Origin of the sequence: Rhizobium leguminosarum bv. viciae (assembly GCF_012276115.1) — a bacterium.
GTDB classification, from domain to species: domain Bacteria; phylum Pseudomonadota; class Alphaproteobacteria; order Rhizobiales; family Rhizobiaceae; genus Rhizobium; species Rhizobium leguminosarum_T.
Window position 1 is genome coordinate 93,904 of record NZ_WIEU01000008.1, and the last position, 17,340, is coordinate 111,243.

Here is a 17,340-nt window from a genome sequence, read left to right on the forward strand (position 1 = left end):
CTTAATAGCAGAAGCGCAGGAGCCGAAGGTCGTATCCGTTCAAGACCAGCGATGCGCATCGCGGCGCCAACGGGCAGAATGAGCGATTTCTGATAGAAGGCCGATTAGCGTCGAGCCGGTTCCGTCCGCTGCGCGGCGCTCAAAGCGAAGCGGGCTTGGTCGCAATGGCCTTAGCCGAAGGTTTCTTGGACATGCATAAGGTCGGTGTATTCCCTTACGCTCGCAATCTTTCCATCGCGGATCTTGAACAGAATAAAGTATTCGTTCTCGTAGATCTTGCCGGACTTCGTGGTTGCCTGCGATCGCGCCTCAGCAGCGATGCTATCTCCTTCGCCGATCAGGTTGATGACTTTCATATCAAGACCGTTCGAATAGGCCGTAAACATGTTGCGGAACATGCTTGCAGCTTCCGTTTTCGTCTTTGTCCCGGCCGACGGAAACAGGTGCGGCTTTCCATTGACCCACCAAGTTGCGTCCTCTGTCATGCCATCAATTAGACCATCAGCATTTGATGTCTTAAAGTGATTACAAAACTCGCGCACGATGCGCTTGTTGTCTTCAACGCTCATATCGTTTTCACCATTGTTGTTGCGGCTGAATGCGCTTCGCGTGACGCGATAAGCCAGCCTGTGCCATTTCGACGTCGACAACTGCGTGACCGTATTCCGGCGGTTGTCGGCCCCGGCGGACTGGTTCAAAGGCCGAACTGCTTCCTGTCGCCGCGCCAGTCGGACGACTTCAGAAACTGCTCCCAGGAAAGCGTCTCCGGATTCAAGAGGCGGCTCCATTCCAGATCGTGTTCCTTGTCGAAGTAGCCGTACTCGACCGCAAATTCGACCATGCCGATCAGTTCATCGACAAGAAGCTCATTGGCGCCGAATGCCGGAAAGTATTTCAGCAGTTCTTCGCGCTTGAAAGCGCTACGGTATTCTGCCTTGATGCCGGTCACGTGCTGGAAAGTTTCGACCATCTCACGCGGCGAAATGATGTCGCCGACGATTGGAAGGGTCTTTCCTTTGAATGTCTCCAAGTCGGACAGCACAGAAAGGACGGCCGGTCCCGTTGCCGTCATAGGATCGACGAACGGCGCGCGGAAGTCCCCAGGGAGGTAGATCGGCATGAGGAGCGTGTCGCCTTCCATCTGCGGTACGTAATATTCCAGCAGGTTCGTATAGAAAAAGGCGAGAGAGACGAACGAGTGTGCAATTGGCAGGGTTTGCCGCTGTGATTGTTTTGGACGTTTGGGACATGGAGGCATAACGAAAAGACGGGAACGATGTTCCGCAAATATATTACTATTCCGTTTTCGGACGCATTTGTGATGTTGATCGAAGAGTGGGCGGGACGATGTTGAAGTGAAACCGTTTGCAGAAGCCGCCGCGGCGCCGGCCGCCCCCAGCGTTGGTCGTTGTCCGCGCCGCGGGCCACCGTTCATCCTTCGCCGGATTGATCGTTTCGCTACCCCTTAACCGTAACCAGGGCGCTGGTGCAACTCTCCATTGGACGCTGCATTTAGCAGTTCGGGCCGCTGAAGACGGCAAAAATTGCTGGTCAGCTTTTCGGTGGCCAACCGGCGCTGATTTTCAACTCTGCCGCCTCGCGGGGCTTGCCTGTATCGCGCTATTTTACTTTCACACTGTCACCGACGCGCGGGCGCGCTATAGACGTTCCGGTGAAACTGTAAATTTCTATCCCGGTTAAAGCGGTCAGCAGGCCGGTGAGAGCAGACTTGACGTTGTAGTCAACGCGAGTCACGACCATCTGTACACCGCTCTCGACAACGCTGGCAGGGATGGGTTGAGGCCATGCGGCGCCAGCGGCTAGTGCCTCGGTCTGAAAACCTCTCGACCAGTTGACCTTGCCGTTCCCGACCGCGTCGATATCCAAAACGCTCACGACAATCTTGAGGTCCGTCGCATCAAACGGGCTGAGGGTTGAAGCTCCCCCTTTGAGCACCGTCGTCACATCGGAAGATACCCACGAGTCTTCCTGGGAGATGATATCACCCGTTATTGCGGCTATCTGGTTAATCTTACGGCGGATCATCAATGCCTGACCCAGATCGATCGTCGCGGCGATCAAAAGTAACATCAGCGGTAGGAGGAGTGCGAACTCGATGCCCGACTGCCCTCGTTTATCGCGCAGGCAACCTTGAAGGCCGATCCGCAACGATCGCTTTTCGATGGGCCTCGGCGGCACGCCGCAAGCATGATCAGTTTTCATAGGGTTCATTGCGAAACAGGGCCGATGCTGAGAGAACATAGCGTCCATCCGCCAGATGCGCCGTATCGACGCCCATCGATGATAACCAACTGGGCCAGGGAAGGAATGCTTGAATCATAACGTAGTCGCCCGGCGCCCCGCCAGCGAAACTCTCGTTGATCGAGAGCGCACGGTTACTGACCGCCGACGTGAACGTCACCGCCGAAAAGTCGTCCATGACCTTTGTGACAATGAGCAGGCTGTTGCCGCAGTCGAAGGCGAGCGCCATGCCGCCGCACACCTCCTGTTTGAAACTAGCGAGATTCCATTTCTCAATCGAGGCCCGCCCTGTGCGAACATCACGCGCCGCCATATGAAGTGCGGAGTCGAGCGAGCCATCGACGAAGAACATCAGCGCAACGTCGAGAATGCCGAAAATGATGACGAAGAACGGAAAGACGAGCAAGCTGAACTCGACCGCCGCTGCGCCGTCAGCAGTATGCAGGATTGATTTCGCAAAGCGCTTCATGACTTAGCTCGCGAGCCGCACTTTGGACAGATACTGCTTGAAGAGCTCGGAAAGCCCTGCTTTGATCTCGTCTTCGGATTCGGCGTGCAGGAAAAGATCCTTGGCTGATGCGCACTCTTTCAGAGCGACCGGAATGTATTCAAGTCGGGTTTTGGCGCCTCCCCCGCTAGCAATGGTACCGTTCCAGACCGACGCGAAGCTGCTACTGTTCATGGTTTTGCCGACCGTGGCGTTATAGCCCCAATCCCACGTCATCGGCAGATATTCCGTATAGAGCACGCCAAAGGAAACGTTTTGATCCTTGATGGATTGGCACCACTTTGAGTTGAGTGGCGTCACGACGGTCTGCAATATGCTTGCCGAGCTTGGAAAACGAATGCCCGAGTTGCTCTGGAGAACCCAGTTTCGTTCAGACTGGATGCCGTCCGTCAGCAGGAGGACCAATTTCTTTGGGTTGCCCGCCGTCTTTCCGTCTCCACCGTTACCAACGAGTTTCCCAAGTGAGGCGAGCGAGGTATCGAAGTATGTTCCGGCTTCCGATGTTGAGCTCGTGAGGCCGCTCGAGTTTGAGGTCAGAAGTTTGCGCGCGGAGGATATCGAAAGGGCTGGACCGAGAACTTCTTTAGTCGTTTGCCCGAGCGTGTAGAGGCCAACCTTAATGCGTTCCTCCTTCGGATCTGAAACCGCGACCAGATTGAGAATCTCGCCTACTGCCGAGACAGACACATCGGCACGAAGCTTGATACCCATTGCTAACGAGAGGTCGTAAACGTTGCTGTATGTCTTGGTTTTGTATTTAAAGGTCGTCCCTTCTGCCGTGTGGCAAGCGAAAGCGCATTTGGCCGGGGACGAAAGCATTGTACTCTGTCCTTGCGCCGTCGCCGCCAACAGCATAGACGCCGATTTATCCAATACGACATAAACGTTCATATAGGCTTGGCCGGGGCCTTGCACGGTCGATGACACGCTGACGTCAACATTTCTTACGCCGAGAACTTGCATCAGCGTTGTGGGGACGGCTGATCGCGCTGTCGCGGTTATAGTGACGTTCGTGACGTCGACCCCGATGTCTGCCACTTGATAGGCTGCAGCACTGAGGTCCGTTTGGGCCGCAAACCATTGCTCGACACGCTTTTGCAGGGCCGCCTCATCGACCGAGCCAACGCTTTTAATGGCAGCAAGGAGAGCAGTATCCAAGTCGGACTGCATTTTCGAACGAGTGTTGTACGCACGAACATAGTCAAGGCTGGCGCCGACAGCACCGATCAGCGGGACAAGCAACAGCGCAAAAGACAGGGCGATGTTACCGGTCCGATCATTGCAGAAAGGCCACCACTTTTGCGATATGAACGAAGGTATTCTGATCATGATCTGCGTTCCAAAAGCCGCAAATTTGCAACTGCGGCCCTGGGCCGATACCCATGCCGTGCCGATCACGCCATTCCTCATCTTGCGGGAGCCCGGTTTATTTGACGTTAATCCAATCAGCACCCTTTGATAGGCTTTGTGAAATCCTCGCTCGAGCAATCAGCGTTTTGAGGCAAGTCGATTGAGTCCATCATTGGTACTCAGTCTCACGGCTGTGATGACGGGCAAGTACGTGGCACCAATGACATCACGGGCCTGCGGTTCGTATCTCCGCAAGAGCAAGCTTCATCAAATAAATCCTTCAGTGCAGCTTGATGCAGCAACACAACGCGGCGGGGCGGTAGGAAAACTACCGCCCGGCAGAAGCCCTTGCTGAGATACAGAAGAGCTGCGTTGATTGATCAAGTGTCCCGGGGTCGGGCTGCGCTACAATCTAGCTCTCTGCTTTAAGGGCATGCTTGACTCGGAGGATCGTGATCACAACAGATCCCACAACCACCGGAATAGCGACAAGCTTGATCACCGGATCGAAATGGAAGCCTGCGTGGTCTGCTGTCTCATATATAAATTTCAGCAAGCTCAGCAAGTAGTAGCTAACTAAAGGGCTGCCCCTCCTTGGGCGCCCAAGCGTTCTGATCGCATCGGTGGGGATCGCTTTAGTGCCTGCCGGCCAAGTCCAGGACTTTCTCCTGGACAGGGTCTCGCCCCTGCGCATAAGCCCTGAAACTCAGCTCAACTGTGGTTTCCGGCGCAATCGAGATACCCCGCGGGCCGAAGGCGACTGTCGCCCAATAGCAGTCGCCGACGTCAAAGCAGCCGGTCTCGTAATCATGAAATTGGTGGCTGTAGCGAACGGCGATCTGGGAGTTCGGCAACTTGACATACTTGCCCTCGGACCAGAACTGGCCGCCATCCCCCATCGGTTCGCCGATTAGAGTGACCTTGTCGCCTCCCTCTCCCTTAAGCATGGCCGCGGTCGTTATGCCGGCAGAGAAGGTTGCCCTCCCGACAAGCACGAACACACGTCCGTCGCGCGGCACAAGTCGAGGTATCGCCCGGGAAAACAGGATCGTGTTGAAGAAGTCGCCGCCATTGTTCAGGCGGAGGTCGACGATGATGTGCTTGGGCTGCATCGGCAGGATTTTGTCGAGGACAACGCCGGCGAACTTGTCCGGCAGGGACGTTTCGTCGATGCTTCTTGCCGTGTCGTTGCGGATGTAGAGCACCTTCCTGGAATCATCAAGGAAGCGCGCCTTCACGTCACTGCGCTTGCCATAGATCGGCGGCAGGTCTTTATGGCCGTCAAGCAGATGGCGCCAGCGTCCTGGCAAGTCTGGATCGTCGGGAATAAGCACGGAATAGCCCCTGTTCAGGCTTGCCTTGCGCTCATCGCCGGGATCTTCGCCTTTGGTAGGCCCAAGCTCGACGATCTCCGTCCGTCCATCGTCAAACTGCAAGGTCAACGGAACGTGGTCTGTGCCGTCGACGGCGCCGATCTGCTCAAGGACGGCGGGCGCAACCAGGTAGCCGGGGGAGAGAAAACGAATCCGCTGGTCCGTGCCGGGAAGGTAGGCGCGCACCCGGTCCAGCGCTTCCTGCGTGGTTAGGGAGCCGATTCCGTCGATCCGTGCGCCAAGCAACCATTCGAAATCGGGGTGAGTCTTGACGATATAAAGCCCATCGGAAAACGACCACACGCGTACTGGAAGGTCGGCGCCAAGCAACGTCCCGACATTGGCGTTGGTGTGTCCGTTGCGCGCGATGGCCACGGCTTTCATCACTTCGAGCGCGAACTCTTCCGGCTCTAGATCTTCCGCCGCAGAGGCGGTCTCATCGAGATGCCGGCCGAACGCCACCCTCTGGCTGTCGCTGAAGCTTTTATCCAGCGGAGCCCATTTCTCTTTTAAAAAGGCAAGATCTTCCCGCATCTGGGCCGGCGTCAAAATAGCGTCAGCCGCCTGCGCAGAACCGGCAACAGCTAACGTGAGGGCCACTGCGGCAGTTCGAGGGATTGCGAACCATCCTGGAGACATACGTTCTATCCTCTAGTCCGAATTTAGGCAGTCTTCGCCGCCACATTAATCATGACGATTGGGTTTGTGCGCTTGCGACAATTGTGCGCGAAGAAATCCAGAAAGCCATTCGGTGCCATCCGCGCCGTCATTGTTCACTGCCCCGGAGAATGTGAGCTTGTTACACAGCTATCTGGAAGCGCCTCCTCCCGTGCGGAAAGCGGTTCGCTCACTGCTTTTCAGCATCGCGAAGGAAGTGACATAGGCCGTTCTTCTTGGCCAGCGCTTTTCAATGGTTTGGGCTGGACGCATTGCCGTCCTCGTCGCCTTTCTCGCAACTCATAGACCGCACGCAGGGCTGCCTCCGATGGCGCAGAAGGAGTCCGCTGTCTCTGTCCGCACGCCCGCGACTCTACGCGATCCCTCCTCAGAGCACTTGCCGCCGAGCGCCATGGCGCCGAGAATAAAGTCAAGAAACACTCATGCACATCACCGAAGCGAGGTGGCCTCGGTGGGCCGCAATCTTCCAACAAAATCATCGGCGCCCAGCCGAATTCCGTCCTTGGACGCTCCAAGCGGCCCTAGACTCGCTCCGACATTGAGCGCACCAGGATACTGCTTTGAAACGTAAGCCAAGAGCAGTCTGTTGGTGGCGCTGTCGTATAATTCGACAGAGTAGTTAGCGGAGCCGCTGAGCGTGCCTTCTTTACCACGGGCGGCCTGAAGGCCGTTGACCGCCAGTCCTACGGGCGAGAGTTTCGCTGCTGTGGCCAGGACGGGCGCATTCGTCCTCGCACCTGTCAGTGTGAGTCTGAGCCTAAGCGTGGCAGGACCTGGTATCGATGACAATGTGTATTTTGACCTCAACCGATTTTCGAACGTGTCCTTCATATAGGAGGCAAGTGCGACCTTGTCCTCGTCGCTTGTATTTCCAAACTGGTGGTCGCGACCTCTATAAATTTCGACCGGCTCGACGATCATCGCGGAGTAAGCCTTGAAATCCACGCCAGCGCCAGAATAGAGCAGCGGAACCTTTCCATCCTTATTTTGGGTGTTGAGAGACAGCTGTTTGGAAGAAGCGATGCCCTGGTAGGCCACCGGATCGGTGCTAGCGCAGCCAGCTGAAATCGCCGTCAGTGCGATCAAAGCAGCTCGGATAAAACTAGGAGAATTTGCAGGCATGAGAAACTCCTGATTGGGACAAAGGAAGCAGCTTCGGCGCGTGAGGCGCGAAATTTTCGCCGCCTGGAATCGCGTTGCCGAGCGAAAGAGAAATGTGGCGGAACATCCGCGGCCCCCGTTAGTGCGGGCCGGGTTAGGGTTTTAGTTCGGTTTTTCGCCTTTAGAGGACAGTAATCGCCATCGGAAGAAAGCCGCTTTCGCGGAGATATTCGACCAACTCGGAAAAAGGGATCATTGCGAAAATGAACAGGGCGTCCCGGGTCGTCACCAGCAGTGCGTCTCGGGAAATGGCGTGAACCTGTCCCCACCTGAACATTGAGAGGTCAGGCCAAAAGAACGGCGTGCGACGGGCATATTCCGCATAGCGCTCGCCGAACAGGTGAGACAAATACAATGCCTCGCGTTTCGCCGCGTATCTGAACACGAGATATGCGAGCAGAGTGAAAGTTGCCGTAGCTACCAGGCTTCCGAACACCAGGCAGACACCGCTGATCGCAAACAGCGAAAAGAGGTAGAGCGGATTGCGCGTGACCGAATACGGCCCCTCGGTCACAAGCTCCGAATTTTTTAGTCCTCCGACATAGATGATCGACCAGACGCGCCCGATAACGCCAAACGCGACCAACAATGTCCCTATCTGCGCGAACAGAGTCAGAGCGAGGTTTTCCAGGAGGAAGCCGGGGCTGGCAACGAGGTGGAAAACGATAAACGCGGCGGCGAGGGCCCACAGCATCCAGATCCGCCGCTTTTGCTTGAAAGGCCTGTCCGAAGATGTCGTATGAGTGGTCATTGTTTCCGGTTCTTTAACATTCAAATAAAGACGCAGACGCTCGCCGCCGGCGATTTCTCAGCCGCGGCGGTGCCTGATGACGCTTTGCACTTTGCTTCTATGGATTCGTCGGCCGCCTTGGCGTATCAACTGCCTTCGCCAGGTATTGCAGGTCGTAGTACTTCTTCGCATCAGTCAGCGTCTTGTGCGGATCGCCATACTCGCTGCGCAACGCCAGTACAGTGTTGATTCCCTCGACATCGAGGGCGCCGGTTCGGTTCATACCCTCTTCCGGGTGCAGCAGGATTTGGTATGTTTTATCGGCAAACGCTTCTGGCATATTCGGCATGTTTCGTCGCAAAATTGCCACGGCCTCGACCTTGTTGGCCGGCTCATAGAGCCAGTCAAGGGCGGCAAGATATGCGCGTATAAAGCCGACCAGCGCTAACTCATTGTCTTTTGCCCAGCTTCGCCGTGCGGAGAAGACCGTGCCCTGATAGTGCTCAAGAACATCGTCTGCATCAGTCAGCAGATTAAAACCTCTGGCTTGCGCGGCCGCGTGCATTGGCGAGATCAGGAGCGTGCCTGAGTGTTGTTTCTCCATCAGCGCCTGGAAACGCTCCTGCAATCCGCCGACGCTGACGAATTCTACATCCGAGAACTTCAGCCCACCCTTCTCCAGCAACTTGCGCAATACGAACGCGTATCCGGTCGTCACGGCATCAACGGAAAGTTGCTTTCCCCTGAGATCCGCATAGCTCTTCACCTCCGGCACAGTTACCAACCGCAGAAAGCCGTCATTGCCGGCGCCCATGAAGGCAAAGATGTCGGGAGCCTCTTTTGTCGGCGCTTCGCCCTGCCGTTCCATGTAGGCGATCACATTGTCGATCCCTGCCATGGCGATGTCGAACCTGCCGTCGATAAGACCGGTCATCAGGAACTCCGAGTTCGGCGTTGGCGTCAACATCACCTCGATATCGTTGCGATCGAAATAACCTTTCTCTTGCGCTGCCCAGATCGGCCAGTTGTGAGGGCTCGGAAACGCAATTACCGATATCGATTTCGGTTGTTCGGCGGCCGCGGCTCCCGCGCCTTCAAGCGCGAAAAACAAAGATGCCGCACCAAAGAATGCGGTCGCCGTCCAAAATAACATAACTTTCTTCCGCTTCTGCTTCGTGTTCATGAGAGCGACCCAACCGACGAAATTCCAGACATCGCCTCCGATAAGCTCCTCATTGAGCCGAACCGCGAGAGGTTTATCGCAGCTAACGGTTGCTCCTCGAGCAGAACCGGGTTCAAGTCATTCAATGCCAATCGCATGGCGACGTCTCCAATCGTTCGCATGCCAACGATGTGCAGCTGAATGATCAAGGAACGGTCAAGACGAGATCAAGGGATTGTCCAGAATCGGTGGTATTGTCATGGCGCCGAGGTTGGGAATTTGCAGAAGTTCTTCTTGTCCATCATATTGCCGCTCCCAGCGTTACCGCGGAAGGAATAGACGGAATTGCAAGGCATTGACCTGGACAACAGTCTGGTTCTGATCGTTGAGGACGAACCGGCAATCGCAGAAATCCTCGAAGGATACCTGTCGCGGGAGAGCTTTCGCACCGTCCGGGCCAGCGACGGCGAAACCGCCCTTCAGCATCATGCTCAGCTGAAGCCGGATCTCGTGCTTCTGGATGTACGCATTCCCAAACTCGACGGATTCACCGTGTTAACCCGACTGCGCCAGGTAAGCTCAACGCCGATCATCATGCTGACAGCCGTCGCTGATGACCTTGATCGCTTGAGCGGCCTGCGGCTTGGTGCTGACGACTATGTCGTCAAACCCTTCAATCCGCAGGAAGTCGTCGCCCGGGTCAAAGCGGTCCTGCGTCGGACACTCGGAGAACGGCACGATGCGATCCAGAGGTTTCGTACCCTGGAGGTGGATTTCGGCAGCTACTCTGCCGTCGTCGACAAAGGTGGACGGCGCACACCGCTGTCGCTGACGTTAAGCGAGTTCCGAATCCTCGCCCATATGATCCGCCATCCCGGCCGGGCTTTCGCGCGGGCCGATATTCTCGACGCTTGCCTACCTGACAGCGATGCATTGGTTCGCACCGTGGACATGCATATCTCCAATCTCCGGCGCAAACTTGAAGACCTGGGGGAGAAGGGCTTTTTCCCTGCCGTGCGCGGAATCGGCTACCGTTTCTTCGATCCCGAATGAGGAAGCCCAGTTTCTGCACCTTTCCACTGGCTACGGTCACCGCGACGGTGATTGCGACCATGCTCGTCCTCAGCGTAGGCATGACCGGTCTGGGGGTGGGATGGTATGCTTCCTATATTGAGAAAGGTACGACCGAAAACCTGCCGCCGGAGGCCGCAGCCGCCTTTCGCGACATGAACGAGGGGGTCGTTCCAGACAGGGATGCGCTCAAGCTTCTTTTCGATCATATCGAAACGCAGACGGATTTGAGAATTCAGCTTTCGATAGTGGTTTGCGGCCTGTTTTCCGCTCTGACATGCGCCACGATCGGCATCTATCTGGCACGCCGGATTGTAAGTCCTTTGGAAGAGCTTACATCCGCGGCCAGAACCCTTAAAGAAGGCAACTTTTCGGCTCGCGTTGCTGCATCGCCCAACAGCACGCGTGAAATATCCAGTCTTGTCGAGAGTTTCAATGCGCTAGCCACGAGCCTTGAAACCATGGAAGAAAGGTTGCGTTTCAACAACATGGCCATCGCACATGAATTGCGCACGCCGCTGACGATCCTGCGGGGTTCAATGCAGGGCATGCTCGATGGCGTTTTCCCGATCAAGCAGAAGACAATTTCCGATCTTTTGCTTCAGGTCGAGGGATTGACAAGAATCGTCGAGGACTTGCGCACCCTTTCCCTGGCCATCGACCAGAAACTTGTGATGCAGCGTCAAGAACTTGACGTTGCGTTGGTCGTAGATGCGATTCTCGCGTCAGCCAAGCCTCTGTTGGACGCAGCCAAGCTTCAGGTCGAAACCCGCCTTCAGCCGGCCTGGATATCGGCGGACTCGTCGCGTATCCGTCAGGCTGTGGTAGCCCTTTTGGAAAACGCCTGCCGCTATGCAGGAAGCGGCGGTCGGCTGCGTTGCGAAACGGAGCAGCTGCCTAATGGAAACGTCGTCATCCGGGTCCTCGATCGTGGTCCCGGCTTTCCGGAGGATATGCAGGCCGTCGCGGTCAATCCATTTTGGCGGGGCGATCCGTCGCGCTCGCGCGCAACTGGCGGAACTGGGCTCGGGCTCTCGGTCGTGCGCGCTATCGCGGTCGCTCATGGAGGACATCTCGAGCTTGCGAATCGGACGGGCGGTGGTGCGATTGTCGCAATCTATCTGCAGCGAGAATAGGACTTGCTACGCAAAACAGCGCTGCTCCTAAAGTTCCCTGCTTTCGGAAACGGGGCACGATTGTATCCTCCGTCGAGCGGGGCGAAAAGGCACCTCACGTTGTCCCGGCCGGAGAATGAACTGGCCACGAACGGTTTCCCACAGTGCTATCCGAACTAACCACAAAACCACTCAATGAATGCTCGAAGTTTTGGCGACTGATCCCGTGTAGGATAATACAGCTGGAACTGGACGGGACGCGGCTCAAATTCTGTGAGGAGTTCGACCAATTCACCTGTCTCGATGGCAGGTATTTCCGTCTCTCTAAAGAGTTGCGCGATCCCTAGGCCCGAGCGAACTGCGAAGTCGAAGTGGTGATTGTCATCGAACACCAGTCGTGGTGACGGATCAAGACGCAATACCTGACCGTCGATATTGAAGGTCAACGGCACCAATCGCTGGCTCGCTGGAAATCGGTAGCGGATAAGCTGGTGGGTTGCGAGATCATTAGGATGCTGGGGGATGCCGGCGGCTTCGAGGTAGGAGCGCGAGGCCAGCACCGAGCGGCGGAGAACTGGACCGATGGCACGAGCGATCATGTCCATCTCCAGGGTATCTGCAAATCGAATGCCGGCGTCGAAACCGCCGGCAACGATATCGGTCAAGCGATCATCTGTTGTCAGTTCGACTGCGATGTCCGGGTAGTGCAGGACGAAAGCAGCCAGTCGCGGCAAGATGCAAACCTGAGCCGCCAGCCGTGACAGGTTGATCCGCAAATTGCCTGCGGGGCGCTTTTCCACAGTCCGAACCCGGTCGAGTGCGTCCGCGATGTCGCTGAAAGCTCGGTCTGTATCTTGCAGAAGGCGGCGGCCCGCCTCGGTCAGCCGGACACTGCGGCTTGTCCGCTCGAAGAGCCGGGTTCCGACAAGGGATTCGATTTGCCGAATTTTCTGCGACACCGCAGACGGCGTTATCCCCAGTCGGCCAGAGGCGGCGGTAAAGCCGCCTGTCGTTGCGACCATGCGAAACGTGGGCAGCAGCGAGAAAAGGTCGTTTCCCATCGTTAATCTCTGCTTCATGGCCTTTGAAGCATGGCCTAACTCAACTTCACGATCAAGGTGGAATATCTAGGAAACATCCTTGTAACCTGGAGTGACCCATGACCGAAGATTTAGCCCCGAAGACACGTGGTCTGCAAAATAGCCTAGCGAGCGCGTTTGATGTTGCGATTGAGGATGCCCTTGCTGAGGGCCGCATTGCAGGTTGTGTTGTGCTGGTCGCCGAAAATGGCAAGCTTGTTTACGAGCGGGCAGCGGGCCACGCTGATCGCGAGACGGGCAGGCAGATGCAGATCGAGACACCCTTCCGTTTTGCCTCTGTGACAAAGGCCTTCACAACCATGGCCACGCTGAAGTTGATCGAAGCCGGACGTTTGTCGCCGGAAGACAAGGTGACGAAATATCTTCCGAAGTTTGCGCCTCGGCTTGCCGATAGCTCGATTGCCGACCTCAGGATCAGTCATCTGATGACGCATACGGCCGCCCTGGACTACCGCTCCCAGCAGGCTGCGGATGGACCTTATGCCCGCGCTGGGGTGTCGGATGGTCTTGATGAGAGCCGAGGATCGCTCGATGCAAATCTAGCCCGCATCGCCAGCGTGCCGCTGGACCGGGCTCCCGGCGAAGGCTGGCGCTATTCGCTGGCGACGGATGTTCTAGGCGGCGTGATCGAGGCCGTCACGGGCATGACGCTAAACGACGCCATCGGCGCCCTTGTATCGGGGCCGCTACAACTGAGCGCGGCGTTTCATTGGTCTGAAGAGGATCTTGCCGTCCCCTATCACGACGGCAAACCGGCGCCGGTGCGAATGGCCGTCGGCGTCGAGTTGCCGCAGCGTTATAGCGAGGGGACGGGTGTGCGCTTTGATCCGGATCGTATTCGAGACGCGACCGCCTGGCCTTCGGGCGGAGCGGGCATGGCCGGCCGCTCCCGCGATGTGCTGACGCTGCTTGAATCCTATCGAACCGGCAGTTTCCTGGGCGACGATCTGCGGGAAGCGGCGAGGAAGCCAAGAGTCGGCGCAGAGGCCCAAGCGATGGGTCCAGGGTGGGGGTTTTCCTGGCTGGGTGCCGTCCTCATCGACCCGGCGTCTACCGGTAGCCAATGGAGCAACGGGTCGGTTTCCTGGGGTGGAACCTATGGCAACTGGTGGGGTATCGACTTTGCCAAGAAGAGAACCGTTATCTCGATGACCAACACTGCCTACGAGGGAATGTCGGGCAGGTTCGCCCAGAGCATTGCGGCGGCGGCCGCGATGCCCCTTTCGTAGAACTGCCTCAACGAAGGCCAGGACGCTCAAAACAGCGATTCTAGAACGCAGCGATAAATAGATGCCGCTTCAACCCATCCCAACGCGACGAGCGTCGTCTCGAACCTGTTGAACCAGCGCCGCGCCGCAGCACGGCGCCGGTTCGCCGTATCCCAACCACGACGCCGTCATGTTCCAGTTTCCGCGCCGCCGGCATTTTAGACCGCCGCTTCTCAAGCAGTGGCAGGCTCTCGTTCTGAAGCACGGGGCGACGCGCCGCTCCCGTGTGGAGGGTGACCGCAAGCTTCTTTCGGCGTTTTGAAGACCGGTTTCGGCCATCAGATCGAGCAGCATGATCCTGGCCGCAAGCTTCGGCGCTCCATCGATGCTGACACCTGCGTGACGCCCTGTTCGGAGCCCTCGTGTAGGGGGATGTGGTCCCTCTTCTATGAAGGTTTGTACGAGCGATCCGATTTCGCCTGCCGCTGGCACGCCCGGAGCTTACGTGACTGCGACTTAAGTAGAGCCCGTAGCTGCCGCAAATAACATGGATACGCTCAGTTCGAGCAACCCCAGACGTCGTTGGGCTGTTGCTCACATTTCGTCAAAATCGATGACAGACCGCCCCAGCAGGAGAGCGTTGCGCTTTCACGCAAACTCTGCTTGCGCCCGTGTCCTTATTGAACTAGCATCTACGCAATCGATTGCATTAGCCATTGAGAAACGCTTCGTCCTGGGAGGAAACAAGGCCGATGAATGTTAAGGAGAGTAAGCTGCGCTCGCTGCAGCCGGACACTTCACGTGCCGTTCCGGTGATCGTCTCCAAGGGGCTCACCGTGGGATACGAGCTCTTCCGTGAGCGGCAGAGACTCACGGCGCTGAGCGACATCGATCTGACGATCAATCGTGGTGAGTTCGTTGTACTGGTCGGGCCATCCGGCTGTGGGAAGACGACCTTTATCAACGCCATCTCGGGCTTGGTTAAACCATGGGCGGGCAGCATCAGTGTCAATGGGCGGCAGGTAACGGGCCCCGGTCCCGACCGCGCCATGGTTTTTCAGGATTATGCGCTGATGCCGTGGCGGACGGTGGAATCGAATGTCCGCATGCCGTTCGAGTTTCAAAATCTCGGGCTTTCCCAGGAGGAGATGGACGAGCGCGTACGCCGATATATCGGTCTCGTCGATCTTACGGGTTTCGAAAAGTCCTTTCCTTATGAATTGTCCGGCGGGATGAAGCAGCGGGTCGGTATCGCTCGCGCACTGGTTTCCGAGCCGGACATTCTTCTGGCGGACGAGCCGTTTGCTGCCATCGACGCGATGACACGCGAAGCCATGCAAAGCGAGATGGAGCGTTTCGTCGCGAAGACGCAGCAGACCGTCGTTTTTATCACTCACTCGATCGACGAGGCAATCATGCTGGGCGACCGCGTCGTGGTGATCTCATATCGGCCAGGGCGAATTAAGGAAGTGGTTGACGTAAACCTTCCACGGCCGCGCTTCAACGACGACGTCAAGACACTGCCTGAATACACCAGGTTGCGCGATCATATCTGGCGGCTGGTCAAGGAGGAGGCAATACAATCTTCTCGGGGAGGAAAGCGATGAGTGTGCGTGGAGAGGCTAAAACCGTGCTCTCAACCGATGCGCCGGATCGTATCACCAAGACGAAATGGTCGTTTCGCGAGCTGTGGAAGCGTTACGGCGCTTGGGGAATAACAGCTGTCAACCTAACCTGCTTTTTCCTCATGTGGGAAGCTTTCGTGAGAATGGGATTTGTCAACGAGCTCTTCCTACCCAAGGCGAGCGACATGTTCGCTGCGCTGTGGCAGGGGCTGACCACCTCGGCACCGCCGGGCGCCTCAGTGTCGGGGAGTATCCGCGATCACCTGTTCTTCACATTGACAAATCTAGGCATCGGGCTTGCCATCGCATGCGTGTTGGGCATCCCGGCGGGACTGCTGATGGGCGGCAACAAATATGTCGAGACCATCCTTAGCCCATACATCTGGGCGCTTGCCTCAGTTCCGCGCGTGGCGCTCGTGCCGCTGTTCATCCTGTTCCTTGGTTTCACTGTGAAACTGCAGGTGACGATCGTCGTCCTGTCGGCGATCTTTCCCATCATCATCAATGCATGGGCGGGCGTGAAAACCACGGACAAGTCGCTTTTGGCGGCCGCTAGGGTTTTCGGGGCAAATCGCTGGGAGCTGTATGCCAAGGTCGTGCTCCCCTTTACGCTGCCGTTCATTATCGCCGGCGTCCAGCAGGGGATCGGCCGCGGCCTCGTCGGCGTCGTCATCGCCGAGATCTTCGGAGGCTCGAGCGGCCTCGGCTATTTGATCAAACGCGCGGCCGACACATTCAACTCGTCGCTGATGTACTCCGTCCTCTTCGTGTTGGTGGTGGTCTCCCTGGGGCTTGTCCAGGCGACCCGCTGGTTGGAATCCTACGTCGCGCCATGGCGCCGGATCGACAGCCTCTGACGAGATTTTTAAACCAGAGAACAAATGGGAGGGAATGAGAATGACAAAAATCAACGATAGCGAAACCCAGAACGTGGGCTTGCAGCGCCGCGACGTGCTGCGGCGCGGTGGCTACAGTGCCCTCGGCGTCATGCTGGCATTGGCCACTGGCCGCGGTGCACTCGCGCAGAACGCGGGTCCAAGCTTGGGCAATATAAAAGCCAACCTGAGCACGCTGCGCTACGGCGAGATAAGCCCGAACTATGCCGACGCTTGGCCGACGACGATCGGTACCGTAAAGGGCTATTTCAAGGAGGTGGGCATAAGCAATATGAAGGCCACCATGACCGAGGAATACGTTGCCGGCCTGGTGAGCAACAGTCTCGATATGACCCACAGCGACACCGACAAAGCCCTGTCGGCTGCTGTCGCCAGCAATATGCCGATCAAGATCATCGGCTGTTTCCGCCAGCGCGAGCGTTGGATTCTTGCGGCGCGCAAAGGCATCAACACACCGGCAGATCTGAAAGGTAAGAAAGTTTCGGGCGGTGCCCTCGATGGCCACAACACGTGGGTACTGAAACAGATTCTGATCAAGATGGGTCTCGATCCTAACAAGGACGTCGAGATCGTTCCCATGACCGGCGCCTCCAATACCCGACAGATGGCCGTTATAACCGGCACCGTCGACGCCGCGGTCCTCTTCCCCCGACATCGCGCTGGCGTCGAGGATGCGGGCGGAAAATTCATCCATGACGAACTTGTTCCGGCACCATCGGAAGCAGTCATTGCACTGGCACCATGGCTTGCCGCGAATGAGGATACTGCCATTGCATGGATGGTTGCCGACATCCGCGCGAGGCAGTGGCTCTTCGATCCCGCTAACAAGGACGAAGCATACAAGATTATGCGCGATGCCGGTTACGAGATCCCACCGGCGTTCGAGGCACAATACAAAGAAGAGCTCGACGTGATCAGCCCTGACGGAGGCTTCGACAGCGCCGAGGTTATGGACACGTTCATCGAGGAGTTGAAGGAGGCCGGGGACATCTCGGCGAAAGTCAATTGGCGTGATCATATCGATCTAAAATATCTATGGGCAGCGCAAGACGCGCTCGGCCTGCCGCGGCGCCCCGCATCGCTTTAGTCACTTGGCGCGCG

Annotated in this window: 15 protein-coding genes and 2 pseudogenes; 6 read left to right on the forward strand and 11 right to left on the reverse strand. The window is 57.0% G+C overall.

Annotation, left to right across the window (positions count from 1 at the left end; translation table 11 throughout):
• Positions 1 to 170: 170 nt before the first annotated feature.
• The 10 genes and pseudogenes from GFM02_RS16345 to GFM02_RS16385 all read right to left on the reverse strand — a co-directional run bounded on the left by GFM02_RS16345 (position 171) and on the right by GFM02_RS16385 (position 9,245).
• Entirely contained in the window at positions 171 to 698 is a 528-nt protein-coding gene (locus GFM02_RS16345; protein ID WP_080685823.1) for a nuclear transport factor 2 family protein, read from the reverse strand.
• Positions 695 to 1,213, reverse strand: a pseudogene (locus GFM02_RS16350) (NmrA family NAD(P)-binding protein); the annotation flags it as partial. The pseudogene GFM02_RS16350 and the gene GFM02_RS16345, both read right to left, overlap by 4 nt.
• Positions 1,214 to 1,620: 407 nt before the next feature.
• Positions 1,621 to 2,223, reverse strand: a complete 603-nt coding sequence (locus GFM02_RS16355; protein ID WP_168322179.1) for a TadE/TadG family type IV pilus assembly protein — start codon at positions 2,221 to 2,223, stop codon at positions 1,621 to 1,623.
• On the reverse strand, positions 2,213 to 2,731 hold the full coding sequence (locus GFM02_RS16360; RefSeq protein WP_168322180.1) for a TadE/TadG family type IV pilus assembly protein: 519 nt from the start codon (positions 2,729 to 2,731) through the stop codon (positions 2,213 to 2,215). The genes GFM02_RS16355 and GFM02_RS16360 overlap by 11 nt, the downstream gene beginning before the upstream one ends.
• 3 nt (positions 2,732 to 2,734) lie before the next feature.
• Positions 2,735 to 4,168, reverse strand: a complete 1,434-nt coding sequence (locus tag GFM02_RS16365) for a TadE/TadG family type IV pilus assembly protein (protein WP_315861011.1) — start codon at positions 4,166 to 4,168, stop codon at positions 2,735 to 2,737.
• Positions 4,169 to 4,532: 364 nt separating this feature from the next.
• Positions 4,533 to 4,697: pseudogene (locus GFM02_RS35130) on the reverse strand (DUF3422 family protein); the annotation flags it as partial.
• A 58-nt stretch (positions 4,698 to 4,755) separates the two neighbouring features.
• Positions 4,756 to 6,132, reverse strand: a complete 1,377-nt coding sequence (locus tag GFM02_RS16370) for a peptidase S41 (protein ID WP_168322181.1) — start codon at positions 6,130 to 6,132, stop codon at positions 4,756 to 4,758.
• A 468-nt stretch (positions 6,133 to 6,600) separates the two neighbouring features.
• Complete coding sequence (locus tag GFM02_RS16375; RefSeq protein ID WP_168322182.1) at positions 6,601 to 7,293, reverse strand: DUF3313 domain-containing protein; 693 nt, start codon at positions 7,291 to 7,293, stop codon at positions 6,601 to 6,603.
• 160 nt (positions 7,294 to 7,453) lie between these two features.
• The gene (locus GFM02_RS16380; protein ID WP_168322183.1) at positions 7,454 to 8,083 is read right to left on the reverse strand and encodes a methyltransferase family protein; all 630 of its coding nucleotides are present in this window, start codon (positions 8,081 to 8,083) and stop codon (positions 7,454 to 7,456) included.
• A gap of 97 nt (positions 8,084 to 8,180) precedes the next feature.
• Positions 8,181 to 9,245, reverse strand: coding sequence for an ABC transporter substrate-binding protein (locus tag GFM02_RS16385; protein WP_246792266.1), 1,065 nt, complete (start codon positions 9,243 to 9,245; stop codon positions 8,181 to 8,183).
• A 339-nt stretch (positions 9,246 to 9,584) separates the two neighbouring features.
• Between GFM02_RS16385 and GFM02_RS16390 the strand changes: the two genes are divergently transcribed.
• Together GFM02_RS16390 and GFM02_RS16395 are read left to right on the forward strand one after the other, a co-directional pair.
• Complete coding sequence (locus GFM02_RS16390) at positions 9,585 to 10,277, forward strand: response regulator (protein WP_168322246.1); 693 nt, start codon at positions 9,585 to 9,587, stop codon at positions 10,275 to 10,277.
• Positions 10,274 to 11,431, forward strand: a complete 1,158-nt coding sequence (locus tag GFM02_RS16395) for an ATP-binding protein (RefSeq protein WP_168322184.1) — start codon at positions 10,274 to 10,276, stop codon at positions 11,429 to 11,431. Before GFM02_RS16390 ends, GFM02_RS16395 begins: the two co-directional genes overlap by 4 nt.
• A 155-nt stretch (positions 11,432 to 11,586) precedes the next feature.
• Here GFM02_RS16395 and GFM02_RS16400 read toward each other — a convergent pair whose 3' ends face one another.
• Complete coding sequence (locus GFM02_RS16400) at positions 11,587 to 12,471, reverse strand: LysR substrate-binding domain-containing protein (protein ID WP_168322185.1); 885 nt, start codon at positions 12,469 to 12,471, stop codon at positions 11,587 to 11,589.
• A gap of 98 nt (positions 12,472 to 12,569) precedes the next feature.
• Here GFM02_RS16400 and GFM02_RS16405 point away from each other — a divergent pair, with 98 nt between their 5' ends.
• The 4 genes from GFM02_RS16405 to GFM02_RS16420 all read left to right on the forward strand — a co-directional run bounded on the left by GFM02_RS16405 (position 12,570) and on the right by GFM02_RS16420 (position 17,326).
• Positions 12,570 to 13,739 carry a serine hydrolase domain-containing protein gene (locus tag GFM02_RS16405; protein ID WP_168322186.1) on the forward strand — a complete coding sequence of 390 codons (1,170 nt, stop codon included), beginning with the start codon at positions 12,570 to 12,572 and terminating at the stop codon, positions 13,737 to 13,739.
• Positions 13,740 to 14,470: 731 nt separating this feature from the next.
• Positions 14,471 to 15,325, forward strand: a complete 855-nt coding sequence (locus tag GFM02_RS16410; RefSeq protein WP_168322187.1) for an ABC transporter ATP-binding protein — start codon at positions 14,471 to 14,473, stop codon at positions 15,323 to 15,325.
• Between the two features lie 203 nt (positions 15,326 to 15,528).
• Positions 15,529 to 16,200, forward strand: a complete 672-nt coding sequence (locus GFM02_RS16415; protein WP_168322188.1) for an ABC transporter permease — start codon at positions 15,529 to 15,531, stop codon at positions 16,198 to 16,200.
• Positions 16,201 to 16,240: 40 nt separating this feature from the next.
• On the forward strand, positions 16,241 to 17,326 hold the full coding sequence (locus tag GFM02_RS16420) for an ABC transporter substrate-binding protein (RefSeq protein WP_168322189.1): 1,086 nt from the start codon (positions 16,241 to 16,243) through the stop codon (positions 17,324 to 17,326).
• The last annotated feature ends 14 nt before the right edge of the window (positions 17,327 to 17,340 follow it).

Coding starts and splice junctions, on each gene's coding strand:
- GFM02_RS16355 (WP_168322179.1), bottom strand. CDS start 2,223: ATGAAAACTGATCATGCTTGCGGCGTGCCGCCGAGGCCCATCGAAAAG.
- GFM02_RS16360 (WP_168322180.1), bottom strand. CDS start 2,731: ATGAAGCGCTTTGCGAAATCAATCCTGCATACTGCTGACGGCGCAGCG.
- GFM02_RS16370 (WP_168322181.1), bottom strand. CDS start 6,132: ATGTCTCCAGGATGGTTCGCAATCCCTCGAACTGCCGCAGTGGCCCTC.
- GFM02_RS16375 (WP_168322182.1), bottom strand. CDS start 7,293: ATGCCTGCAAATTCTCCTAGTTTTATCCGAGCTGCTTTGATCGCACTG.
- GFM02_RS16380 (WP_168322183.1), bottom strand. CDS start 8,083: ATGACCACTCATACGACATCTTCGGACAGGCCTTTCAAGCAAAAGCGG.
- GFM02_RS16385 (WP_246792266.1), bottom strand. CDS start 9,245: ATGAACACGAAGCAGAAGCGGAAGAAAGTTATGTTATTTTGGACGGCG.
- GFM02_RS16395 (WP_168322184.1), top strand. CDS start 10,274: ATGAGGAAGCCCAGTTTCTGCACCTTTCCACTGGCTACGGTCACCGCG.
- GFM02_RS16400 (WP_168322185.1), bottom strand. CDS start 12,471: ATGGGAAACGACCTTTTCTCGCTGCTGCCCACGTTTCGCATGGTCGCA.
- GFM02_RS16405 (WP_168322186.1), top strand. CDS start 12,570: ATGACCGAAGATTTAGCCCCGAAGACACGTGGTCTGCAAAATAGCCTA.
- GFM02_RS16410 (WP_168322187.1), top strand. CDS start 14,471: ATGAATGTTAAGGAGAGTAAGCTGCGCTCGCTGCAGCCGGACACTTCA.
- GFM02_RS16415 (WP_168322188.1), top strand. CDS start 15,529: ATGTTCGCTGCGCTGTGGCAGGGGCTGACCACCTCGGCACCGCCGGGC.
- GFM02_RS16420 (WP_168322189.1), top strand. CDS start 16,241: ATGACAAAAATCAACGATAGCGAAACCCAGAACGTGGGCTTGCAGCGC.